Source organism: Nocardia sp. NPDC127579, from assembly GCF_042672005.1.
In the GTDB taxonomy this organism is placed as follows: domain Bacteria; phylum Actinomycetota; class Actinomycetes; order Mycobacteriales; family Mycobacteriaceae; genus Nocardia.
In genome coordinates this window covers 237,186-252,065 of the sequence record NZ_JBHXVZ010000004.1, presented here as the reverse complement: position 1 = coordinate 252,065, position 14,880 = coordinate 237,186, and the positions used below count along the sequence as shown (strand labels likewise).

The following is a 14,880-nucleotide window of genomic DNA, read 5'->3' as shown; positions in this document are numbered from 1 at the left end:
ACTCCGGTCGCACCCCGCCGCCATCGTAGCCAGCTTCCGAGTGTGGGAAGCCCCGAGCCGGTTACCGTCCGGCGATTCGGCCGCGGTGTCCGAGGCCGGGTGTCGGCTCGGCGTGCGAGGATGACCGCGTGCGTTTGTACCGGGATGAGGCGGTGGTGGTCCGCCAGCACAAGCTGGGCGAGGCCGACCGGATCGTCACCCTGCTGACCCGCAAGCACGGGCTGGTGCGGGCGGTGGCCAAGGGCGTGCGCCGCACCAAGTCCCGTTTCGGGGCGCGGCTGGAGCCGTTCGCCTATGTCGATGTGCAACTGCATCCGGGCCGCACGCTCGACGTGGTGACCCAGGTGCACACCGTGGAGGCGTTCGCCGCCGACATCGTCGACGACTACGGCCGCTACACCACCGCGTGCGCGGTGCTGGAAACCGCGGAGCGGCTGGCCGGCGAGGAACGCGCGCCGGCGCCGCGGCTGCACGCGCTCACCGCGAGCGCGCTGCGCGCCATCGCCGCCAAGCAGCGCCCGCACGAGTTGATCCTCGACGCGTTCCTGTTGCGCGCCATGGGTTTCGCCGGCTGGGCGCCCGCCCTGGACGAATGCGCCAAGTGCGCCACCCCGGGCCCGCACCGGGCCTTCCATGTCGCCGCGGGCGGCGCGGTGTGCGTGCACTGCCGCCCGCCCGGCTCGGCCACCCCGCAGCAGGGTGTACTCGATCTACTGGTCGCGCTGCTCAAAGGCGAATGGGCGACTGTGGAATCCGCGCCCGAGGGAGTGCGCCGCCAGGCCAGCGGGTTGGTCGCCGCGCATCTGCAATGGCATCTCGAACGACAGCTGCGCACCCTGCCGCTGATCGAACGCTCGACCACTTCCGCCTGAGACCCGCGCAACCGCTCCACACGCATCAGGCAGGATGGACGCCGTGATCCTCCGCCGTGACTCCGCTACGACCACCGCGCGCACCGTCCGTCCGCCGTCGCCGCACCCGTCCGGGGCGACTCCGCCGGCGATTCCCGCGGAACTGGTGCCCAACCACGTCGCGCTGGTGATGGACGGCAACGGCCGCTGGGCGCAGGAGCGCGGGCTGCCCCGCACCGCGGGTCACGAGCGCGGCGAGGCGGTGCTGATGGACACCGTCGAGGGCTGTATCGAGATCGGCGTGAAGTGGCTGTCGGCGTATGCGTTCTCCACCGAGAACTGGCGGCGCAGCCCCGATGAGGTGCGCTTCCTCATGGGCTTCAACCGGGATGTGATCCGCCGCCGCCGCGACGAGATGAACGAGATGGGCGTCCGGGTGCGCTGGGCCGGGCGGCGACCGCGCCTGTGGCGCAGCGTGATCAAGGAACTCGAGGTCGCCCAGGAGCTGACCAAGGACAACACCGTCATGACGCTGACGATGTGCGTCAATTACGGTGGCCGGGCCGAGATCACGGACGCCACAAGGGAAATCGCGCGCCGGGTGGCGGCGGGCGAACTCGATCCGGAGAAGATCACCGAGGCCACCATCGCCAGGCACCTGGACGAGCCGGATATGCCCGATGTGGACCTGTTCCTGCGCCCGTCGGGCGAGTTCCGCAGCTCCAATTTCCTGATCTGGCAGTCCGCGTACGCGGAATTCGTCTACCAGTCGACGCTGTTCCCCGATTTCGACCGGCGCAACCTGTGGGACGCCTGCCTCGAGTACGCTAAGCGCGACCGGCGCTTCGGCGGCACCAAGTGAAGGCCGAGGATCCCGGCGCGCAGCCCGCGCAGCGACGAGAAAGCACCGAGATGGACGCACCCGCGACTTCCGAAGCCGAACTCCAGGCCCGAGCCGGGGCCTGCCTGTCGCTCTACGAGGTGGACGTGCGCGTCGACCCGGAGGGCTCGCTCGGTTTCGAATACGAGGGCGCGCTGTGCTCGCTGCGCGCGGTCACCCTGGCGCCCGGCCTGGACGTACTCACCCTCACCTGCGTACTGGCCTGGGATCGTCCGCTCAAGCCGGCGCTGCACAAGCGAGTCGCCGAGCGCAACAGCGCTCTGCAGTTCGGCTCGATCACGCTGATCAGCCACGACAAACTGGCCGACGTGATGTTGCGCTACACCTTCCCGGCGGCTGGTCTCGACGATCAGTCGCTGGCGACCATGCTGCTGCTGGTGCTCTCGGGCGCAGGCCGCGCCCGCCAGGGCCTGCTGCTGCCCTGACCTATCCGGGTTCGCCGTAGGGCATCAGCGTGCGGACGCCGGCGGCCAGGCTCTCCGGCGAGATATCGCCGACGATCAGGTGCTGGAGGATGAAGCCGGGCAGGACTCCGAACATGGCCGCGCCGACCGCCTGCGGATCGGCGTCGGCGGGCAGCCAGCCCGCCGCCTGCATGCGCACGGCGTAGTCCTGCCAGAAGCCGCGGATACCGGTCATGGCCTCCTTGACGTATCCTCCGGCGTCCGGGTCGACCAGCGCGAGGGCCCAGGCCTGGGGCGCGAGCCGGACGATTCCGCCGGTATGGCTGCTGTCGACCACATGCTGGGCGATCACCTGGACCAGGTCGCCCGGGGTGGGCAGCGGATCGAGGTCGAGTTGCTCGGTCAGCAGACCCATCAGCGGTACCGCCGTCTGGTTCGCCAGTGCGGCGATGATGTCGTTCTTGGACTTGAAGTACCGGTAGACCGCGCCCGCGGAGAGCTCGGCTTCGGCGAAGACATCCTGCATGGAGGTGTCGTAGAACCCCTTGCGCGCGAAGCAGACGCGGGCCGCGTCCAGGATCTGCTGGCGGCGGCGTTCCAGGTGCTCTTCGCTGACTCGAGGCATGACCTCAAATTAAAACGAATGCTCGTTCTTGACAAGTCACCCGGTGCGCGCGACGATATCGGCATCGAAAAGAGAACGAACATTCGATTTACGGGAGAACCCATGAACACCCCGCAGAAGGCGATCGCCCTCGGGATCGGTGCCGCCCTCATCCAAGCCCTCATGCTGATCGCGTTCGCCTGGCCCGCGGCCAACACCGCACCGCGCGACCTGCCGCTCGCTGTCACCGGACCGCAGGCCGCGATGGTCACCCAGAAACTGAACCAGGCCGTTCCCGGCGGATTCGAGATCACCCGGCCCGCCGACGAGGCGGCCGCCCGCACCGCGATTGCCGACCGCGAGGTGTACGGCGCGATCGTCACCGGCGACGGCGCGCCGCGCGTGCTGGTCGCCTCCGGCGCGAGTCCCGCTGTGGCCCAACAGCTCTCGGCGATGGCACAGCAGCTTTCCGGAGCTCGGCCCGCCGCGGTCGAGGACGTGATCGCCGCCGACGCCGACGATCCGCGCGGCGCCGCGTTCGGCGCGATGGTGCTGCCGCTGGTGATGGCCGGAATCGCCGGTGGCGTGCTGCTCAGCCTGTTGGTTCCGTCGGTGTCCGGCCGTCTGATCGGGCTGGTCGGCTTCGGTGTCGTGGGCGGTCTGCTCAGCATGGCGATCATCCAGGGCTGGATGTCCATCATCCCCGGCCCATATCCGATCCTGGCCGCCGTCGCCGGACTGGTGTCCTTCGCCGTCGCGGGCACCATCGTCGGCCTGGCCACGGTCATCGGCCAGCCCGGTATCGGCCTCGGCGCGCTCACCATGCTGCTGATCGGCAACCCGTTCTCCGCCGCCACCACCGCGCCGGAGATGCTGCCCCAGCCGTGGGGCGCCATCGGCCAATTCCTCCCGCCCGGCGCCGCCGCCTCCCTGCTGCGCTCGGTCGCTTTCTTCGACGGCGCTGCCGCCACGCAGCCCCTGATGATCCTGCTGGCCTGGGCCGCCCTCGCCCTGATCCTGCTGGGCGTCGGTTTCCTGACGTCGCGCGGCCGGACGCCTGCCTCGGCGACCACGGTGTCAGCCGAACCAGTTCCCGCCTGACTCATCCAGAGTCCAGGGCCGCCATCGAATTCGATGTACCCGCGAATGCAAGCCGTCCGCACCGACGACCGGGTCGAACTCGGCGTCGCGGCCGCTGTCGAACGCGACCTCGACCGCGTCCGGGCGCTGCGTCAGCCTGCCGATGGCCTCCCCGAAGACGTAATCGATATCGCTCGCGGTGGATTCGACGAGCACCTGCGCGAGGTCGCCCGCGCCTGGGCGTCTACCGCTATCTCGAATAGGGTCTCATCTTTCGAGACATCATTGCGACGGAGGGGATGTGAGCAATCCGCTCACCAGCAGCATCAGCGACTGCTGCGCTTGCGCTCGGGTCGCGTCCTTGTCGGTGGCGTGCGCGACGAGATGCCCCGCCTCGGTAATGGCGGCCAGCAGTAGATGGGCGAAGGCGGTGACGGGAATGTCCGGAATCAGCCCGGCCGAGCGTGCGTCCTCGAGCTGCCGGATGATCATGCCCAGACCGTGCCGGATCTCGAGTTCCCGCCACGCCTGCCAGCCGAGTACGGCCGGGGCATCGTAGAGGGCGATCCGAATCATCTCCGGGCGCTGGCAGATCTCCAGAAAGGTACCGAGGCCGATGGCCATCGCGGCGATCAAGTCCTCGGTGCCGGCGATGGCCGTTTCGATCTCGGCCATATTGTCGATCTCGAGCTGCTCCAGCACCGCGACGAACAGGCCGCGCTTGTCGCCGTAGTGGTGGTGCAGGGCGCCGCGGGTGACGCCGGCCGCGGCGACGAGCTGCTCGGCCGAGGTGCCCGCGAAGCCGCGCTCGGCGAACAGGCGGCGGCCCGCCTGTTCGAGCGCGGCTCGGGTGGCGCGAGAACGATCCTCCTGGCTACGACGTGGCATGCAGCCGAGTGAACTCCAGTATCCGTTCGGTGAGCAACTCGGGCTGATCTTCGGGGAGGAACGCATAGGAATCGTCGATGAAGGTCAGGGCCGCGTCGGGCAGTTCGGCGCGCATCCGCTCGGCATGCGCGGGCGGGAACAGTTTGTCCTCGCGCGCCCAGGCCAGCAACACCGGCTGCCGGATCTCGCCGAAGCGAGTGGCGGCCTCGGCCGTGTAGCGGCTGTCGATTGCTTTCAAGAAGCGCCGCAGGTCTTTTCGGATCGCCCCGGAGGTGCGCCCGGGCCGCAGGTACGAATCGACGATCGCGTCGGGCACCCGACGCTTGGTGACCCAGCCGAAAGCCAGCGGTGAGCGGGTCATGCCGGGCAGCCGGGTCGCGGCCAGCAGCGGCAACATCGAGCCCGGGATCCGGGCCAGCGCCGACATGACGGTGAACGGCGGCGGCAGGAAGTTGTCGTAGGCGTCGCAGGAGGTGAGCACGACGCGGCCGATCCGTTCGGGCCGGCGGGTCAGCAGGATCTGACTGATCGCACCGCCGGTGTCGTTGGCGACCAGCGTGACGTCGGTGAGCCCGAGCTGCTCCAGGAACGTCGCGATGAGATCCGCCAGCCCGGTCGGCGTGAGGTCCAGGCCGGGGACCGGGATCGAGTGCGACCCCAGTGGCCAGTCCGGCGTGACGCAGCGGAACCCGGCGGCCGCGATGCCGGGCACCACCTTGCGCCACAGGTCGGCGTTGACCAGCGCGCCGTGCACGAACACGACCACCGGCCCCGCCCCCGTCTCGTGGTAGCGGATCCGGCCGCCGGGCAGGGCGACCTCCTTGACCTGGCCGAGCTCAGCGCTGATTCCCATGATCGTTCCCCTCTTCGGAATTCCGTTGTCGGACCAGCACATATAAACATACATCCCGTATGTATGTCTACAGTCAGATACGTGGACGGTTGACCAAATAAGGGGTTACCGTTCAGTATCGAAGCGACTGGAAGAGAGGGAGCTCACATGACCGTGCCGAGCCGCCGCCGACTGTCGGTGGTCCCCGACCGAGCCCCCGAACTCGCGGAACTCGGCCTGGCCGACACCGCGGCCGCGCTGGCGAACGGCACGCTGAGCTCCGCCGCCGCGGTTGCGGGCGCGCTCGATCGGATCGAGGCCGGCCAGCCCGGGCTCAACGCGTTTCGCGTCGTGCGCCGCGACCGCGCGCTCGCCGAAGCCGCCGCCGCCGACAAACGCCTGGCCGCCGGTGAACGCCTGCCACTACTCGGTGTCCCGATCGCGGTCAAGGACGACACCGATATCGCCGGTGAGCCCACCGCTTTCGGCTGCGGCGGCGATTTCGAACCCAAGATCGAGGACGCCGAGGCCGTGCGCCGGCTGCGCGCGGCGGGCGCGGTGATCGTCGGCAAGACCAACACTTGCGAACTCGGCCAGCTGCCGTTCACCAGCGGCGCGGCCTTCGGGCACACCCGCAATCCGTGGGCGGCCGAGCACACTCCCGGCGGCTCCTCCGGCGGCTCGGCCGCCGCCGTCGCGGCCGGATTGGTCCCTGCCGCACTGGGTTCCGACGGGGCGGGCTCGGTCCGAATTCCGGCCGCGTGGACCAACCTGGTCGGCATCAAACCGCAGCGCGGGCGCATCTCCACCTGGCCCGCCGCCGAAGCGTTCAACGGGCTGACCGTGAACGGGCCGCTCGCGCGCACCGTCGCCGACGCCGCGCTGCTGCTGGACACGGCCGCCGGACCGCACGCCGGTGACCGCCACACCCCGGAACCGATCGCCGCCGCCGACGCGGTGGGCCGGGATCCCGGCCGCCTGCGCATCGCGCTGTCACTGCGCATCCCGTTCACCGCCACCAGGACCGCGCTCGATCCGGAGGTCGAGGCCGCCACCCGCCGCATGGCCGCCACGCTGCGCAAGCTCGGGCATTCGGTCACCATCGCCGACCTGCACTACGGGCTGATGATCGGCGCGTCCTTCCTGCCCCGATCGATGAGCGGCATCCGCTCGGTGTTCGACGCGATGCCCGGCGCCGAGGTCGATCCGCGCACGCGCGTCAATGTGGCGCTCGGGCGATTGCTGGACGGCCCGGCACTGTTCGCCGCCCGGCGGGCGGAACCGTTGCTGCACCGGCGGGTCGGCGCCTTCTTCGACGACTACGACCTGGTGCTGGCGCCCACCACGGCCACGCCGCCGCCGCGCGCGGAGGAGATCGACGACATCGGATTCAGCGCGACGAACAACCTGATCACCGCCGCGTGCCCCTACACCTGGCCGTGGAACGTGCTCGGCTGGCCGAGCGTGAACGTCCCGGCCGGATTCACCGAGACCGGACTACCGATCGGCACCCAGCTGATGGGCACCGCCGACACCGAGCAACTACTGATTTCGGTTGCGGCGCAACTGGAATCGGAACTGCACTGGGAGCGCGCCCGCCCACACCGCTGGTGGTGAGCGAAGACCGATCCGGCTGCCGCCGGGGCGCTCGTCAGAAGCCCAGCTTGCGCAGTTGCTTCGGGTCGCGCTGCCAGTCCTTGGCGACCTTGACGTGCAGGTGCAGATAGATCCGGGCGGCGAAGATGTGCTCGATCTGTTTGCGCGCGTTGGTGCCGACCTCCTTGAGCCGGGCGCCGCCCTTGCCGATGATGATCGCCTTCTGGCTGGGGCGCTCCACATAGAGATTGGCGTGCACGTCCAGCAGTTCCGGCTTGTCGCGTTCGTCCTCGTCCCGCTCGCGCGGAATGATCTCCTCGATCACCACGGCCAGCGAATGCGGAAGCTCGTCACGCACGCCCTCGAGCGCGGCCTCGCGAATGAGCTCGGCCATCAGGGTTTCCTCCGGCTCGTCGGTGAGTTCGCCGTCGGGATAGAAGGCCGGGCCCTCGGGCATCTGCGCGGCGATCACCTCGGCCAGCACCTCGACCTGCTCGCCCCGCACCGCCGACACCGGCACCACCTCGGCGTCACCGCCGAGCAGCCGCGACACCGCGAGCAGCTGTTCGGCGACCTCGTCGCGAGACACCTTGTCGGTCTTGGTGACCACGCCCAGCAGGGTGGTCTTCGGGGCCATCTGCCGGACCTGCTCGACGATCCACCGGTCACCGGGGCCGATCTTCTCGTCGGCCGGGATGCACAGCGCGATCACGTCGACCTCGGAGTAGGTGTCGCGCACCAGATCGTTCAGGCGTTGCCCGAGCAGGGTGCGGGGACGGTGCAGGCCGGGAGTGTCGACCAGGATCAGCTGGAAGTTCTCCCGATGCACGATGCCGCGAATGGTGTGACGGGTGGTCTGCGGCCGCGACGAGGTGATCGCGATCTTCGCGCCCACCATCGCATTGGTCAGCGTCGACTTGCCGGTATTCGGCCGGCCCACGAAACACACGAAACCGGAACGGAATCCGGCGGAGCCGCCCTCAGCCATGCGACACCTCGGCGCCGTCGTCGACGATCTCGAACACGGCGCCGGACTTGTCGGTGAACACGATCCGCGCGTCCGGGGACACCTCGCGCACCGCGGTCACCCCGCTGTCGGAGAGCCGGCCACCGACCACCACCGCCGCCTCGAAACCCTCGGCGCCACTGGAGATCGCGGCCGCGACAGCGGCTTGCAGTGCGGTCAGGCGCAGTGCCCGCAGGCCCACCTCGCCGGCGGCGTAGGTGCGGCCGTCGCTGTCGCGCACCGCGGCGCCGCTCGCCCCGCCGGTGCGGGCGAGCGCACCGCGGGCCAGAACCACCAGTTTGGTGTCCTCGGCGTCCAATTCAGTCATCGGAGTCTCCGTCCTCGTCACGTCGTTCGAAATGATCACTGCGCGGCGCCTCACCATTCGGCTCCTCGCCCCTGCCCTGCTCCGGCGCCCGGCGCACCTCGACCGTGTGCATCCGCATCCGCCCGCGCCCGTCCGCATGCCCCTCGCCGCGCAGTACCAGACCGTGCACCTGGACCTGCGATCCGGGCAGCGGCACCCGGCCCAGCGCGTGCGCGAGCAGGCCGCCGACCGTGTCGACGTCCTCCTCCTCGATCTCGAGGCCGTACAACTCGGCCAGATCGTCCACCGAGAGCCGGGCCGAGACGCGAAAACGACCGTCCCCCAGATCTTCTATCGGCGGCGTCTCGTCGGTGTCGTATTCGTCGGCGATCTCGCCCACGATTTCCTCGAGCACGTCCTCGATGGTGACCAGCCCCGCGATACCGCCGTACTCGTCGACCAGCAGCGCCATGTGGTTGCGGCGCCGCTGCATCTCGTCGAGCAGATCGTCGAGCGGTTTGGAGTCGGGCATGAACACCGCCGGGCGCATCACCTCGCCGACCCGCACCCCGCGGCTGCGATCGGCGTAGGGCACCAGATCCTTCAGGTAGACCACGCCCCGGATGTCGTCGGCGTTCTCGCCGATCACCGGAATCCGGGAGTGCCCGCTGCGCACCGCCAGCGACATCGCCTGCGCGGCGGTCTTGTCCTGCTCGATCCAGACCATCTCGGTGCGCGGCACCATCACCTCACGCGCGGAGGTGTCGCCGAGTTCGAACACCGACTGGATCATGCGGCGCTCGTCGTCGGCGACAACGCCACGCTCGCTTGCCATTTCGACGACCTCACGCAACTCGATCTCCGAGGCGAAGGGGCCGTTGCGGAAACCCTTACCGGGTGTGAGCGCGTTGCCGATCAGGATCAGCAGACGGCTCACCGGCCCGAGCACCATGCCGATGAATTGCAGGGGCAGCGCCGAGGCCAGCGCCAGTGTGTAGGCGTGCTGGCGGCCCAGCGTGCGCGGGCCGACACCGATCACCACATAATCGACCAGCACCATCACCGTTGCGGTGATCAGCAGCGCCCAGCCTTGACTCATCATGCCGATCAGCGCCGAGGCGAGCAGCACGGTGGCGCCGATCTCGCACAGAATGCGCAGCAGCACCATGAGATTCACATACCGCGCGCGGTCGTCGACGATGCGGCGCAACCGCTGCGCGCCCGGCCGCTCGGCCCGCACCATATCGTCGAGCCGCGCCGGGGAAATGGTGTTCAGCGCCGCATCGATACCGGCGAACAGACCGCCCAGCGGGACGAGCAGAATCGCGAAGACGATCAGGGTCAGCGAACTCACCGAGCGCCTAGATCGTCACCCGGGTTGGTGAAGCCGGCCTTGCCGAGTAGCTGTGCGTCCCGTTCGGCGAGCTCGGCGCGCACCCGTGCCTCCCGGAGACTCTCGTACCACTCCTCGAGCAGTCGCGCCTGCAGCGCGAACATCTCCTTCTCCTCCTCGGGTTCGGCGTGGTCGTACCCGAGCAGATGCAGCACGCCGTGCACGGTGAGTAGCGCCAGTTCGTGATCGAGGGAATGGCCGGCCTTACGTGCCTGCGCCGCCGCGAATTCCGGGCACAGCACGATATCGCCGAGCATCGAGGGCCCCGGCTCCGGACTGTCCGGGCGACCGCCCGGCTCCAGTTCGTCCATCGGGAACGACATCACATCGGTCGGCCCCGGCAGATCCATCCAGCGCATGTGCAGATCCGCCATGGTGTCGAGATCGACCAGCACCATCGACAACTCCGCCGCGGGATGCACGTCCATCCGGCCGATCACAAACCGCGCGACACTGACCAGCTCTTCTTCGGGTACGTCGACCCCCGACTCATTGGCGATCTCGATGCTCACCTGAACAGCGTATTCGCTCCCCGTCCCGCCACCCCCTCCGGCTCGCAGGACAGTCACTGGAACCACGAAAGCGGGCCGGCCAGGAGGCCGAGCCCGCTCCGTTCGCTTCTGATCAGTCAGCAATCTTTTCATCGTAGTAGACCGTGATCGACGGCCACTCCCCGTCTGCTGTGATCTCGCTGTGCATGACGAGATCGCTGACGGAAATATCGCCCAGTTCCTCGATGCTCGCGGCGACCGCCCGTAGGAGCTGCGGTATATCTTCCTGCCCCGTACCAGCGGGATTCGACTGCGAAAAATGGGAGATACGGAATCGCTCGACCATCACTCAGCAACTCTTTCGCTTCTGCTTGTTGCGGCACCCATCGTACTTCTCCGCCTGCTTGATCTTTTGCATCGCCCTGTTGTACGCCTTCTGATCGTAGGGCCTGCCTGCATTCTTGTTGTCAACAGCCGCCTGCTCTTCCGCCGACAAGGTGGCATTCTGAGGGCTTCCCGCCTGCACCTTCGCAGACTCGACCCAGGAGCTCAACGAGTGGTGCACCGGCGCCTCTGTTGGCGCCGCGAACGCAGTAGGCGCCACGACTCCGGCTGACATCCCCGCAGCAATCACACCTGCCGCGATCATTCGCCTGATGTTCGTTTCGATCTCCCTGCTCAAAGAACGGGGAGGCACACATCCATCACCCCGATGGCACCCCTGAAGGATTCGAATTTCGTTCCCCTTCAGCATGATTAGATGTCCGCCGGATGGATATGGTTCCCTCGCCAGCCCGGCGATCAATGTGATTCAGGGGACACAAGCGAGGGGTCACAGAGGACGCAAACTGACCGCATCCTGAGCACAAGAACAACGATGGCGCCCGTTGAACCGGGCGCCATCGTTAGGTGGCCATCAGCGGCGGTCGCTGCGGCTGGCGGCTCGGCGCTGGGCGCGGTTGCCCGGGTAGTGCTGGCCGACGGCGGGCCGGGATTCGGCTTCGTGCCGGTCGTAGGCATCGACGATGTCGGAGACCAGGCGGTGGCGGACCACATCGCTGGAGGTCAGCTCGGCGAAGGCGATGTCCTCGATATCGGTCAGGATCTCGCTGGCCGCGCGCAGGCCCGAACGGGCGCCGCCGGGCAGGTCGACCTGGCTGATATCGCCGGTCACCACCATCTTGGAGCCGAAGCCGAGGCGGGTGAGGAACATCTTCATCTGCTCGGCAGTGGTGTTCTGCGCCTCGTCGAGAATGATGAACGCGTCGTTGAGGCTGCGGCCGCGCATATAGGCCAGCGGTGCGACCTCGATGACGCCCGCGGCCATCAGCTTCGGTATGGCCTCGGGATCCATCATGTCGTGCAGGGCGTCGTAGAGCGGGCGCAGATACGGGTCGATCTTCTCGTTGAGCGTGCCGGGCAGGAATCCCAGCCGCTCACCGGCCTCCACCGCGGGACGGGTCAGGATGATCCGGGTGACCTGCTTGGCCTGCAGCGCCTGCACCGCCTTGGCCATCGCCAGATACGTCTTGCCGGTACCGGCCGGGCCGATGCCGAACACGATGGTGTTGGCGTCGATGGCGTCGACGTAGCGCTTCTGGTTCAGCGTCTTGGGCCGAATCGTCTTGCCGCGCCGGGACAGAATGTCCAGGCTCAGCACCTCGGCCGGTGAATCCGAGGAACCCTCGGTGAGCATGGATACGGTGTGGCGCACCGCCTCCGGTGTCACCACGCGGTTGCGCCCGGTGAGCGCGATGAGCTGTTCGATGACCCGCTCGGCCAGCGCCACATCGGCGGCCCGGCCGGTGAGTGTCACCGAGTTGCCGCGCACGTGGATGTCGGCGTCGAGCAGCCGTTCGAGTTCACGCAAATTCTGGTCGGCGGAGCCCAGGAACGGGAACACCGATTCCGGTGCGAGGTCGATACCCGAACGCACGGTACGAGCGGCGGGGCCCGAACCGTTGTCGTCGGCACCGATACCTGTGGTGGAGTTCGTGGGATCGCCGATCTCGCCTGGTGTTCGCAAAAGTCGCTACAGCCTGCTTTCCGGTCTCGACAGCTGTTTCGTGTGAGCAAATTCTAACGCGGGGCACCGACACGGCCCAGTGATTAAGCCAGGTGCCGAATCCGGCCGCAGCCAGTAGTGTCTACCGCGACCTAACACGATTCTCGGGGGTTTGCTGTGCTCATCTGGGGTTGGAACCGCAAAATTCACCAGCTCGCCATGCTCACGCTGGTGTGCGCTCACTGCCACAATCCGTCCGCGCACGCGCTGCGCAAGGCGGTCACCATGTTCACGCTGTTCTTCATTCCGCTGATTCCGCTCAAGACCAGGCACTTCCTGGAGTGCACCTTCTGCGGCGCAGCGTTCGACGTGCCCAAGGAGAACGTCAACGCCCTGATCAGCCAGGCCTACGGCGCCGATCAGCAGCACGCGGGCGGGCCGCAGCCGGCCCACCAGCACGAGCGGCACTGAATGCCGGAGATTCGCCGCGGCGAATCTCTTGTGAGAACTACCAACGCGGGGTGAGCGCACCCAGCGCGCCGAGGGCGACCGCGGCGGCCGTCGAGGTGCGCAAAACCGTCGGCCCGAGCAACACCGCCTCGGCCCCCGCGTCGGTCAGTGCCGCGAGCTCCGAATCATCCAGTCCCCCTTCGGGACCCACGATCAGGACAACCTCGGGCACACCGTCGAAGGCCAGCTCGGTGAAGCGGGCGGCGCCGGATTCGTGCAAGGCCGCGACCACCGCGCCGCCGGCTTTCGCCGCGCGCACCAGATCCAGCAGATCGCGCGTGCGATGCAGGTCGTCGACCTGCGGGATATAGGGCCGGCGCGACTGCCGGGCCGCCGACCGCGCCGCGGCCCGCCACTTCTCGACCGCTTTGGCGGCCTTGCCCTCCCATTTGCTGACGCAGCGCAGGGCCTGCCACGGCACGATCCGGTCGGCGCCTGCCTCGGTCATCAATTCGACCGCCAGCTCGGACCGCTCCGACTTGGGCAGCGCCTGCACCACCGTCACCCGCGGCGTCGCCGACGCGGCCGTCCGCCGCGCCAGCACCTTCAGCTCCAGCCGGCCTTTCTGCGCCGCAACGACTTCCGATTCGGCGAGCAGGCCCCGCCCGTCGGACAGGGTGATCGGCTCGCCCACCACGATCCGGCGTACGGTCGCCGCATGACGCCCCTCGGGGCCGTCGAGCACGGCGAGCCCGCCCGGCTCCGGGATGTCGTCGAGATAGAAGACGGTGGCGGCCAAGGGCTCAGCGCCCGCTGAACGACGCGCGCAACCGGGCGAACAGGCCGCTGTTGTGCTCGGACTGCGCCGACATCACCTCGGCGCGGTCCCGCTCGCGCAGGCCCTTGTACTTGCGCAGCAGATCGGTCTGCTTGCTGTCCAGCTTGGCCGGCACCACGATGTCGAGGTGGGCCAGCAGGTCACCGCGGGTGCCCGAGCGCAGGCGCGGCATGCCGTGCCCGCGCAGCACCGACACCTCGCCCGGCTGGGTACCAGCCGGAATGGTCAGTTCGACCGGGCCGTCGAGGATGGTGTCGATGACGACGGTGGTGCCGAGCGCGGCGTCCACCATCGGCACCCGGATGGTGCAGTGCAGATCGTCGCCGTCGCGCACGAACACATCGTGCGGCTGCTCGACGACCTCGACGTACAGATCGCCCGCGTGGCCGCCGCCCGGGCCGACCTCGCCCTGCGCGGCCAAGCGCACCCGCATGCCGTTGGCGACACCGGCCGGAATCGGCGCGGCGATCTCGCGCCGCGCGCGCACCCGGCCGTCACCACCGCACTTGTGGCAGGGATCGGGAATGGTCTCGCCCGCGCCGCGGCAGGTCGGGCAGGGACGCGAGGTCAGCACCTGGCCGAGGAAGGAACGCTGCACCGACTGGACTTCGCCCGCGCCGCCACAGGTTTCACAGCGCACCGGCTTGGAATTGCCGTTGGTGCCCGACCCGGTACAGGCGTCGCAGAGGATCGCGGTGTCCACGGTCAGGTGCTTGGTGACGCCCACAGCGCACTCGGCCAGGCTGAGCCGAGTCCGGATGAGCGAATCGGCGCCGGGCTGCACGCGGCCGCGGGGCTTGCGCGCGCCGCCGCCGGAGCCGTTCATACCGCCGAAGAAGGCCTCGAAGACGTCGCCGAGCCCGCCGAATCCGGCGCCCGCGAAACCGCCGCCACCACCGCCGGACTCCAGCGGATCCCCGCCCAGGTCCACGACGCGGCGCTTCTCCGGATCCGACAGCACCTCGTAGGCCGCCGAGACCTCTTTGAACTTGGCCTGCGCCGCCTCGTCGGGGTTGACGTCGGGATGCAGTTCACGCGCCAGCTTCCGGTAGGCGCGCTTGATTTCCTGGTCGGTCGCGTTCTTCGCGACGCCGAGCAGTCCGTAGTAATCCCGTGCCACTTGAGTCTCTAGTCCTTGGATGCGTGTGCCTGTCCCGCTCCGACCGAACGCCGATACCACCGGACATTAGTCGGATGCACTCAACTTTATCCGGCCGCGGGTTCGAGAGTGGAA

19 protein-coding genes are annotated in these 14,880 nt (G+C 68.5%); 6 read left to right on the top strand and 13 right to left on the bottom strand.

Annotated elements, in window-relative coordinates; all coding sequences use genetic code 11:
- The first annotated feature begins 128 nt into the window (after positions 1–128).
- Genes recO through ACFVMC_RS16440 form a run of 3 tightly spaced genes read left to right on the top strand, consistent with a single transcriptional unit; the run spans position 129 to position 2,177 of the window.
- Positions 129–872: a DNA repair protein RecO gene (recO, locus tag ACFVMC_RS16450; RefSeq protein ID WP_379211021.1), complete on the top strand. Its 744-nt coding sequence runs from the start codon at positions 129–131 to the stop codon at positions 870–872.
- A gap of 34 nt (positions 873–906) precedes the next feature.
- Positions 907–1,713, top strand: a complete 807-nt coding sequence (locus ACFVMC_RS16445; protein WP_379211019.1) for an isoprenyl transferase — start codon at positions 907–909, stop codon at positions 1,711–1,713.
- Positions 1,714–1,763: 50 nt separating this feature from the next.
- Positions 1,764–2,177: a YbjN domain-containing protein gene (locus ACFVMC_RS16440; RefSeq protein ID WP_379211539.1), complete on the top strand. Its 414-nt coding sequence runs from the start codon at positions 1,764–1,766 to the stop codon at positions 2,175–2,177.
- A gap of 1 nt (position 2,178) precedes the next feature.
- On the opposite strand, the gene ACFVMC_RS16435 is transcribed toward ACFVMC_RS16440, so the two are convergent.
- Entirely contained in the window at positions 2,179–2,781 is a 603-nt protein-coding gene (locus ACFVMC_RS16435) for a TetR/AcrR family transcriptional regulator (protein ID WP_379211017.1), read from the bottom strand.
- Between the two features lie 102 nt (positions 2,782–2,883).
- Between ACFVMC_RS16435 and ACFVMC_RS16430 the strand changes: the two genes are divergently transcribed.
- On the top strand, positions 2,884–3,861 hold the full coding sequence (locus ACFVMC_RS16430; RefSeq protein ID WP_379211015.1) for a hypothetical protein: 978 nt from the start codon (positions 2,884–2,886) through the stop codon (positions 3,859–3,861).
- On the opposite strand, the gene ACFVMC_RS16425 is transcribed toward ACFVMC_RS16430, so the two are convergent.
- The 3 genes from ACFVMC_RS16425 to ACFVMC_RS16415 form a co-directional block, all read right to left on the bottom strand.
- Positions 3,838–4,056: a hypothetical protein gene (locus ACFVMC_RS16425; protein WP_379211013.1), complete on the bottom strand. Its 219-nt coding sequence runs from the start codon at positions 4,054–4,056 to the stop codon at positions 3,838–3,840. The genes ACFVMC_RS16430 and ACFVMC_RS16425 overlap by 24 nt on opposite strands.
- Positions 4,057–4,122: 66 nt before the next feature.
- Complete coding sequence (locus tag ACFVMC_RS16420) at positions 4,123–4,728, bottom strand: TetR/AcrR family transcriptional regulator (RefSeq protein WP_379211011.1); 606 nt, start codon at positions 4,726–4,728, stop codon at positions 4,123–4,125.
- Positions 4,715–5,581 carry an alpha/beta fold hydrolase gene (locus ACFVMC_RS16415; RefSeq protein WP_379211009.1) on the bottom strand — a complete coding sequence of 289 codons (867 nt, stop codon included), beginning with the start codon at positions 5,579–5,581 and terminating at the stop codon, positions 4,715–4,717. The genes ACFVMC_RS16420 and ACFVMC_RS16415 overlap by 14 nt, the downstream gene beginning before the upstream one ends.
- Before the next feature lie 147 nt (positions 5,582–5,728).
- Between ACFVMC_RS16415 and ACFVMC_RS16410 the strand changes: the two genes are divergently transcribed.
- Positions 5,729–7,177, top strand: a complete 1,449-nt coding sequence (locus ACFVMC_RS16410) for an amidase (RefSeq protein ID WP_379211007.1) — start codon at positions 5,729–5,731, stop codon at positions 7,175–7,177.
- Between the two features lie 34 nt (positions 7,178–7,211).
- Here the strand turns inward: ACFVMC_RS16410 and era are convergent, their stop codons facing one another.
- From era to ACFVMC_RS16375, 7 genes are all read right to left on the bottom strand, one after another.
- The gene (era, locus tag ACFVMC_RS16405; protein ID WP_379211005.1) at positions 7,212–8,144 is read right to left on the bottom strand and encodes a GTPase Era; all 933 of its coding nucleotides are present in this window, start codon (positions 8,142–8,144) and stop codon (positions 7,212–7,214) included.
- Positions 8,137–8,490, bottom strand: a complete 354-nt coding sequence (locus ACFVMC_RS16400) for a cytidine deaminase (protein WP_379211003.1) — start codon at positions 8,488–8,490, stop codon at positions 8,137–8,139. The genes era and ACFVMC_RS16400 overlap by 8 nt, the downstream gene beginning before the upstream one ends.
- The gene (locus tag ACFVMC_RS16395) at positions 8,483–9,823 is read right to left on the bottom strand and encodes a hemolysin family protein (RefSeq protein WP_379211002.1); all 1,341 of its coding nucleotides are present in this window, start codon (positions 9,821–9,823) and stop codon (positions 8,483–8,485) included. Before ACFVMC_RS16395 ends, ACFVMC_RS16400 begins: the two co-directional genes overlap by 8 nt.
- Positions 9,820–10,374 carry an rRNA maturation RNase YbeY gene (gene ybeY / locus ACFVMC_RS16390; RefSeq protein WP_379211000.1) on the bottom strand — a complete coding sequence of 185 codons (555 nt, stop codon included), beginning with the start codon at positions 10,372–10,374 and terminating at the stop codon, positions 9,820–9,822. Before ybeY ends, ACFVMC_RS16395 begins: the two co-directional genes overlap by 4 nt.
- 112 nt (positions 10,375–10,486) lie before the next feature.
- A complete protein-coding gene (locus ACFVMC_RS16385) occupies positions 10,487–10,699 on the bottom strand; it encodes a hypothetical protein (protein WP_379211537.1) in 213 nt (70 codons plus the stop codon).
- A 3-nt stretch (positions 10,700–10,702) separates the two neighbouring features.
- A complete protein-coding gene (locus tag ACFVMC_RS16380; RefSeq protein WP_379210998.1) occupies positions 10,703–11,002 on the bottom strand; it encodes a hypothetical protein in 300 nt (99 codons plus the stop codon).
- A gap of 267 nt (positions 11,003–11,269) precedes the next feature.
- The gene (locus tag ACFVMC_RS16375) at positions 11,270–12,331 is read right to left on the bottom strand and encodes a PhoH family protein (RefSeq protein ID WP_379211535.1); all 1,062 of its coding nucleotides are present in this window, start codon (positions 12,329–12,331) and stop codon (positions 11,270–11,272) included.
- 204 nt (positions 12,332–12,535) lie between these two features.
- On the opposite strand from ACFVMC_RS16375, the gene ACFVMC_RS16370 reads away from it, so the two are divergent.
- Positions 12,536–12,829, top strand: a complete 294-nt coding sequence (locus ACFVMC_RS16370) for a zinc-ribbon domain-containing protein (protein ID WP_379210996.1) — start codon at positions 12,536–12,538, stop codon at positions 12,827–12,829.
- 37 nt (positions 12,830–12,866) lie between these two features.
- Here ACFVMC_RS16370 and ACFVMC_RS16365 read toward each other — a convergent pair whose 3' ends face one another.
- The gene (locus ACFVMC_RS16365; protein ID WP_379210994.1) at positions 12,867–13,607 is read right to left on the bottom strand and encodes a 16S rRNA (uracil(1498)-N(3))-methyltransferase; all 741 of its coding nucleotides are present in this window, start codon (positions 13,605–13,607) and stop codon (positions 12,867–12,869) included.
- Positions 13,608–13,611: 4 nt separating this feature from the next.
- A complete protein-coding gene (gene dnaJ, locus ACFVMC_RS16360; protein ID WP_379210992.1) occupies positions 13,612–14,766 on the bottom strand; it encodes a molecular chaperone DnaJ in 1,155 nt (384 codons plus the stop codon).
- Positions 14,767–14,880 lie beyond the last annotated feature (114 nt).

Coding starts and splice junctions, on each gene's coding strand:
- ACFVMC_RS16445 (WP_379211019.1), top strand. CDS start 907: ATGGACGCCGTGATCCTCCGCCGTGACTCCGCTACGACCACCGCGCGC.
- ACFVMC_RS16385 (WP_379211537.1), bottom strand. CDS start 10,699: ATGGTCGAGCGATTCCGTATCTCCCATTTTTCGCAGTCGAATCCCGCT.
- ACFVMC_RS16440 (WP_379211539.1), top strand. CDS start 1,764: ATGGACGCACCCGCGACTTCCGAAGCCGAACTCCAGGCCCGAGCCGGG.
- ACFVMC_RS16410 (WP_379211007.1), top strand. CDS start 5,729: ATGACCGTGCCGAGCCGCCGCCGACTGTCGGTGGTCCCCGACCGAGCC.
- ACFVMC_RS16430 (WP_379211015.1), top strand. CDS start 2,884: ATGAACACCCCGCAGAAGGCGATCGCCCTCGGGATCGGTGCCGCCCTC.
- ACFVMC_RS16400 (WP_379211003.1), bottom strand. CDS start 8,490: ATGACTGAATTGGACGCCGAGGACACCAAACTGGTGGTTCTGGCCCGC.
- ACFVMC_RS16380 (WP_379210998.1), bottom strand. CDS start 11,002: ATGATCGCGGCAGGTGTGATTGCTGCGGGGATGTCAGCCGGAGTCGTG.
- era (WP_379211005.1), bottom strand. CDS start 8,144: ATGGCTGAGGGCGGCTCCGCCGGATTCCGTTCCGGTTTCGTGTGTTTC.
- ACFVMC_RS16420 (WP_379211011.1), bottom strand. CDS start 4,728: ATGCCACGTCGTAGCCAGGAGGATCGTTCTCGCGCCACCCGAGCCGCG.
- ACFVMC_RS16435 (WP_379211017.1), bottom strand. CDS start 2,781: ATGCCTCGAGTCAGCGAAGAGCACCTGGAACGCCGCCGCCAGCAGATC.
- ACFVMC_RS16415 (WP_379211009.1), bottom strand. CDS start 5,581: ATGGGAATCAGCGCTGAGCTCGGCCAGGTCAAGGAGGTCGCCCTGCCC.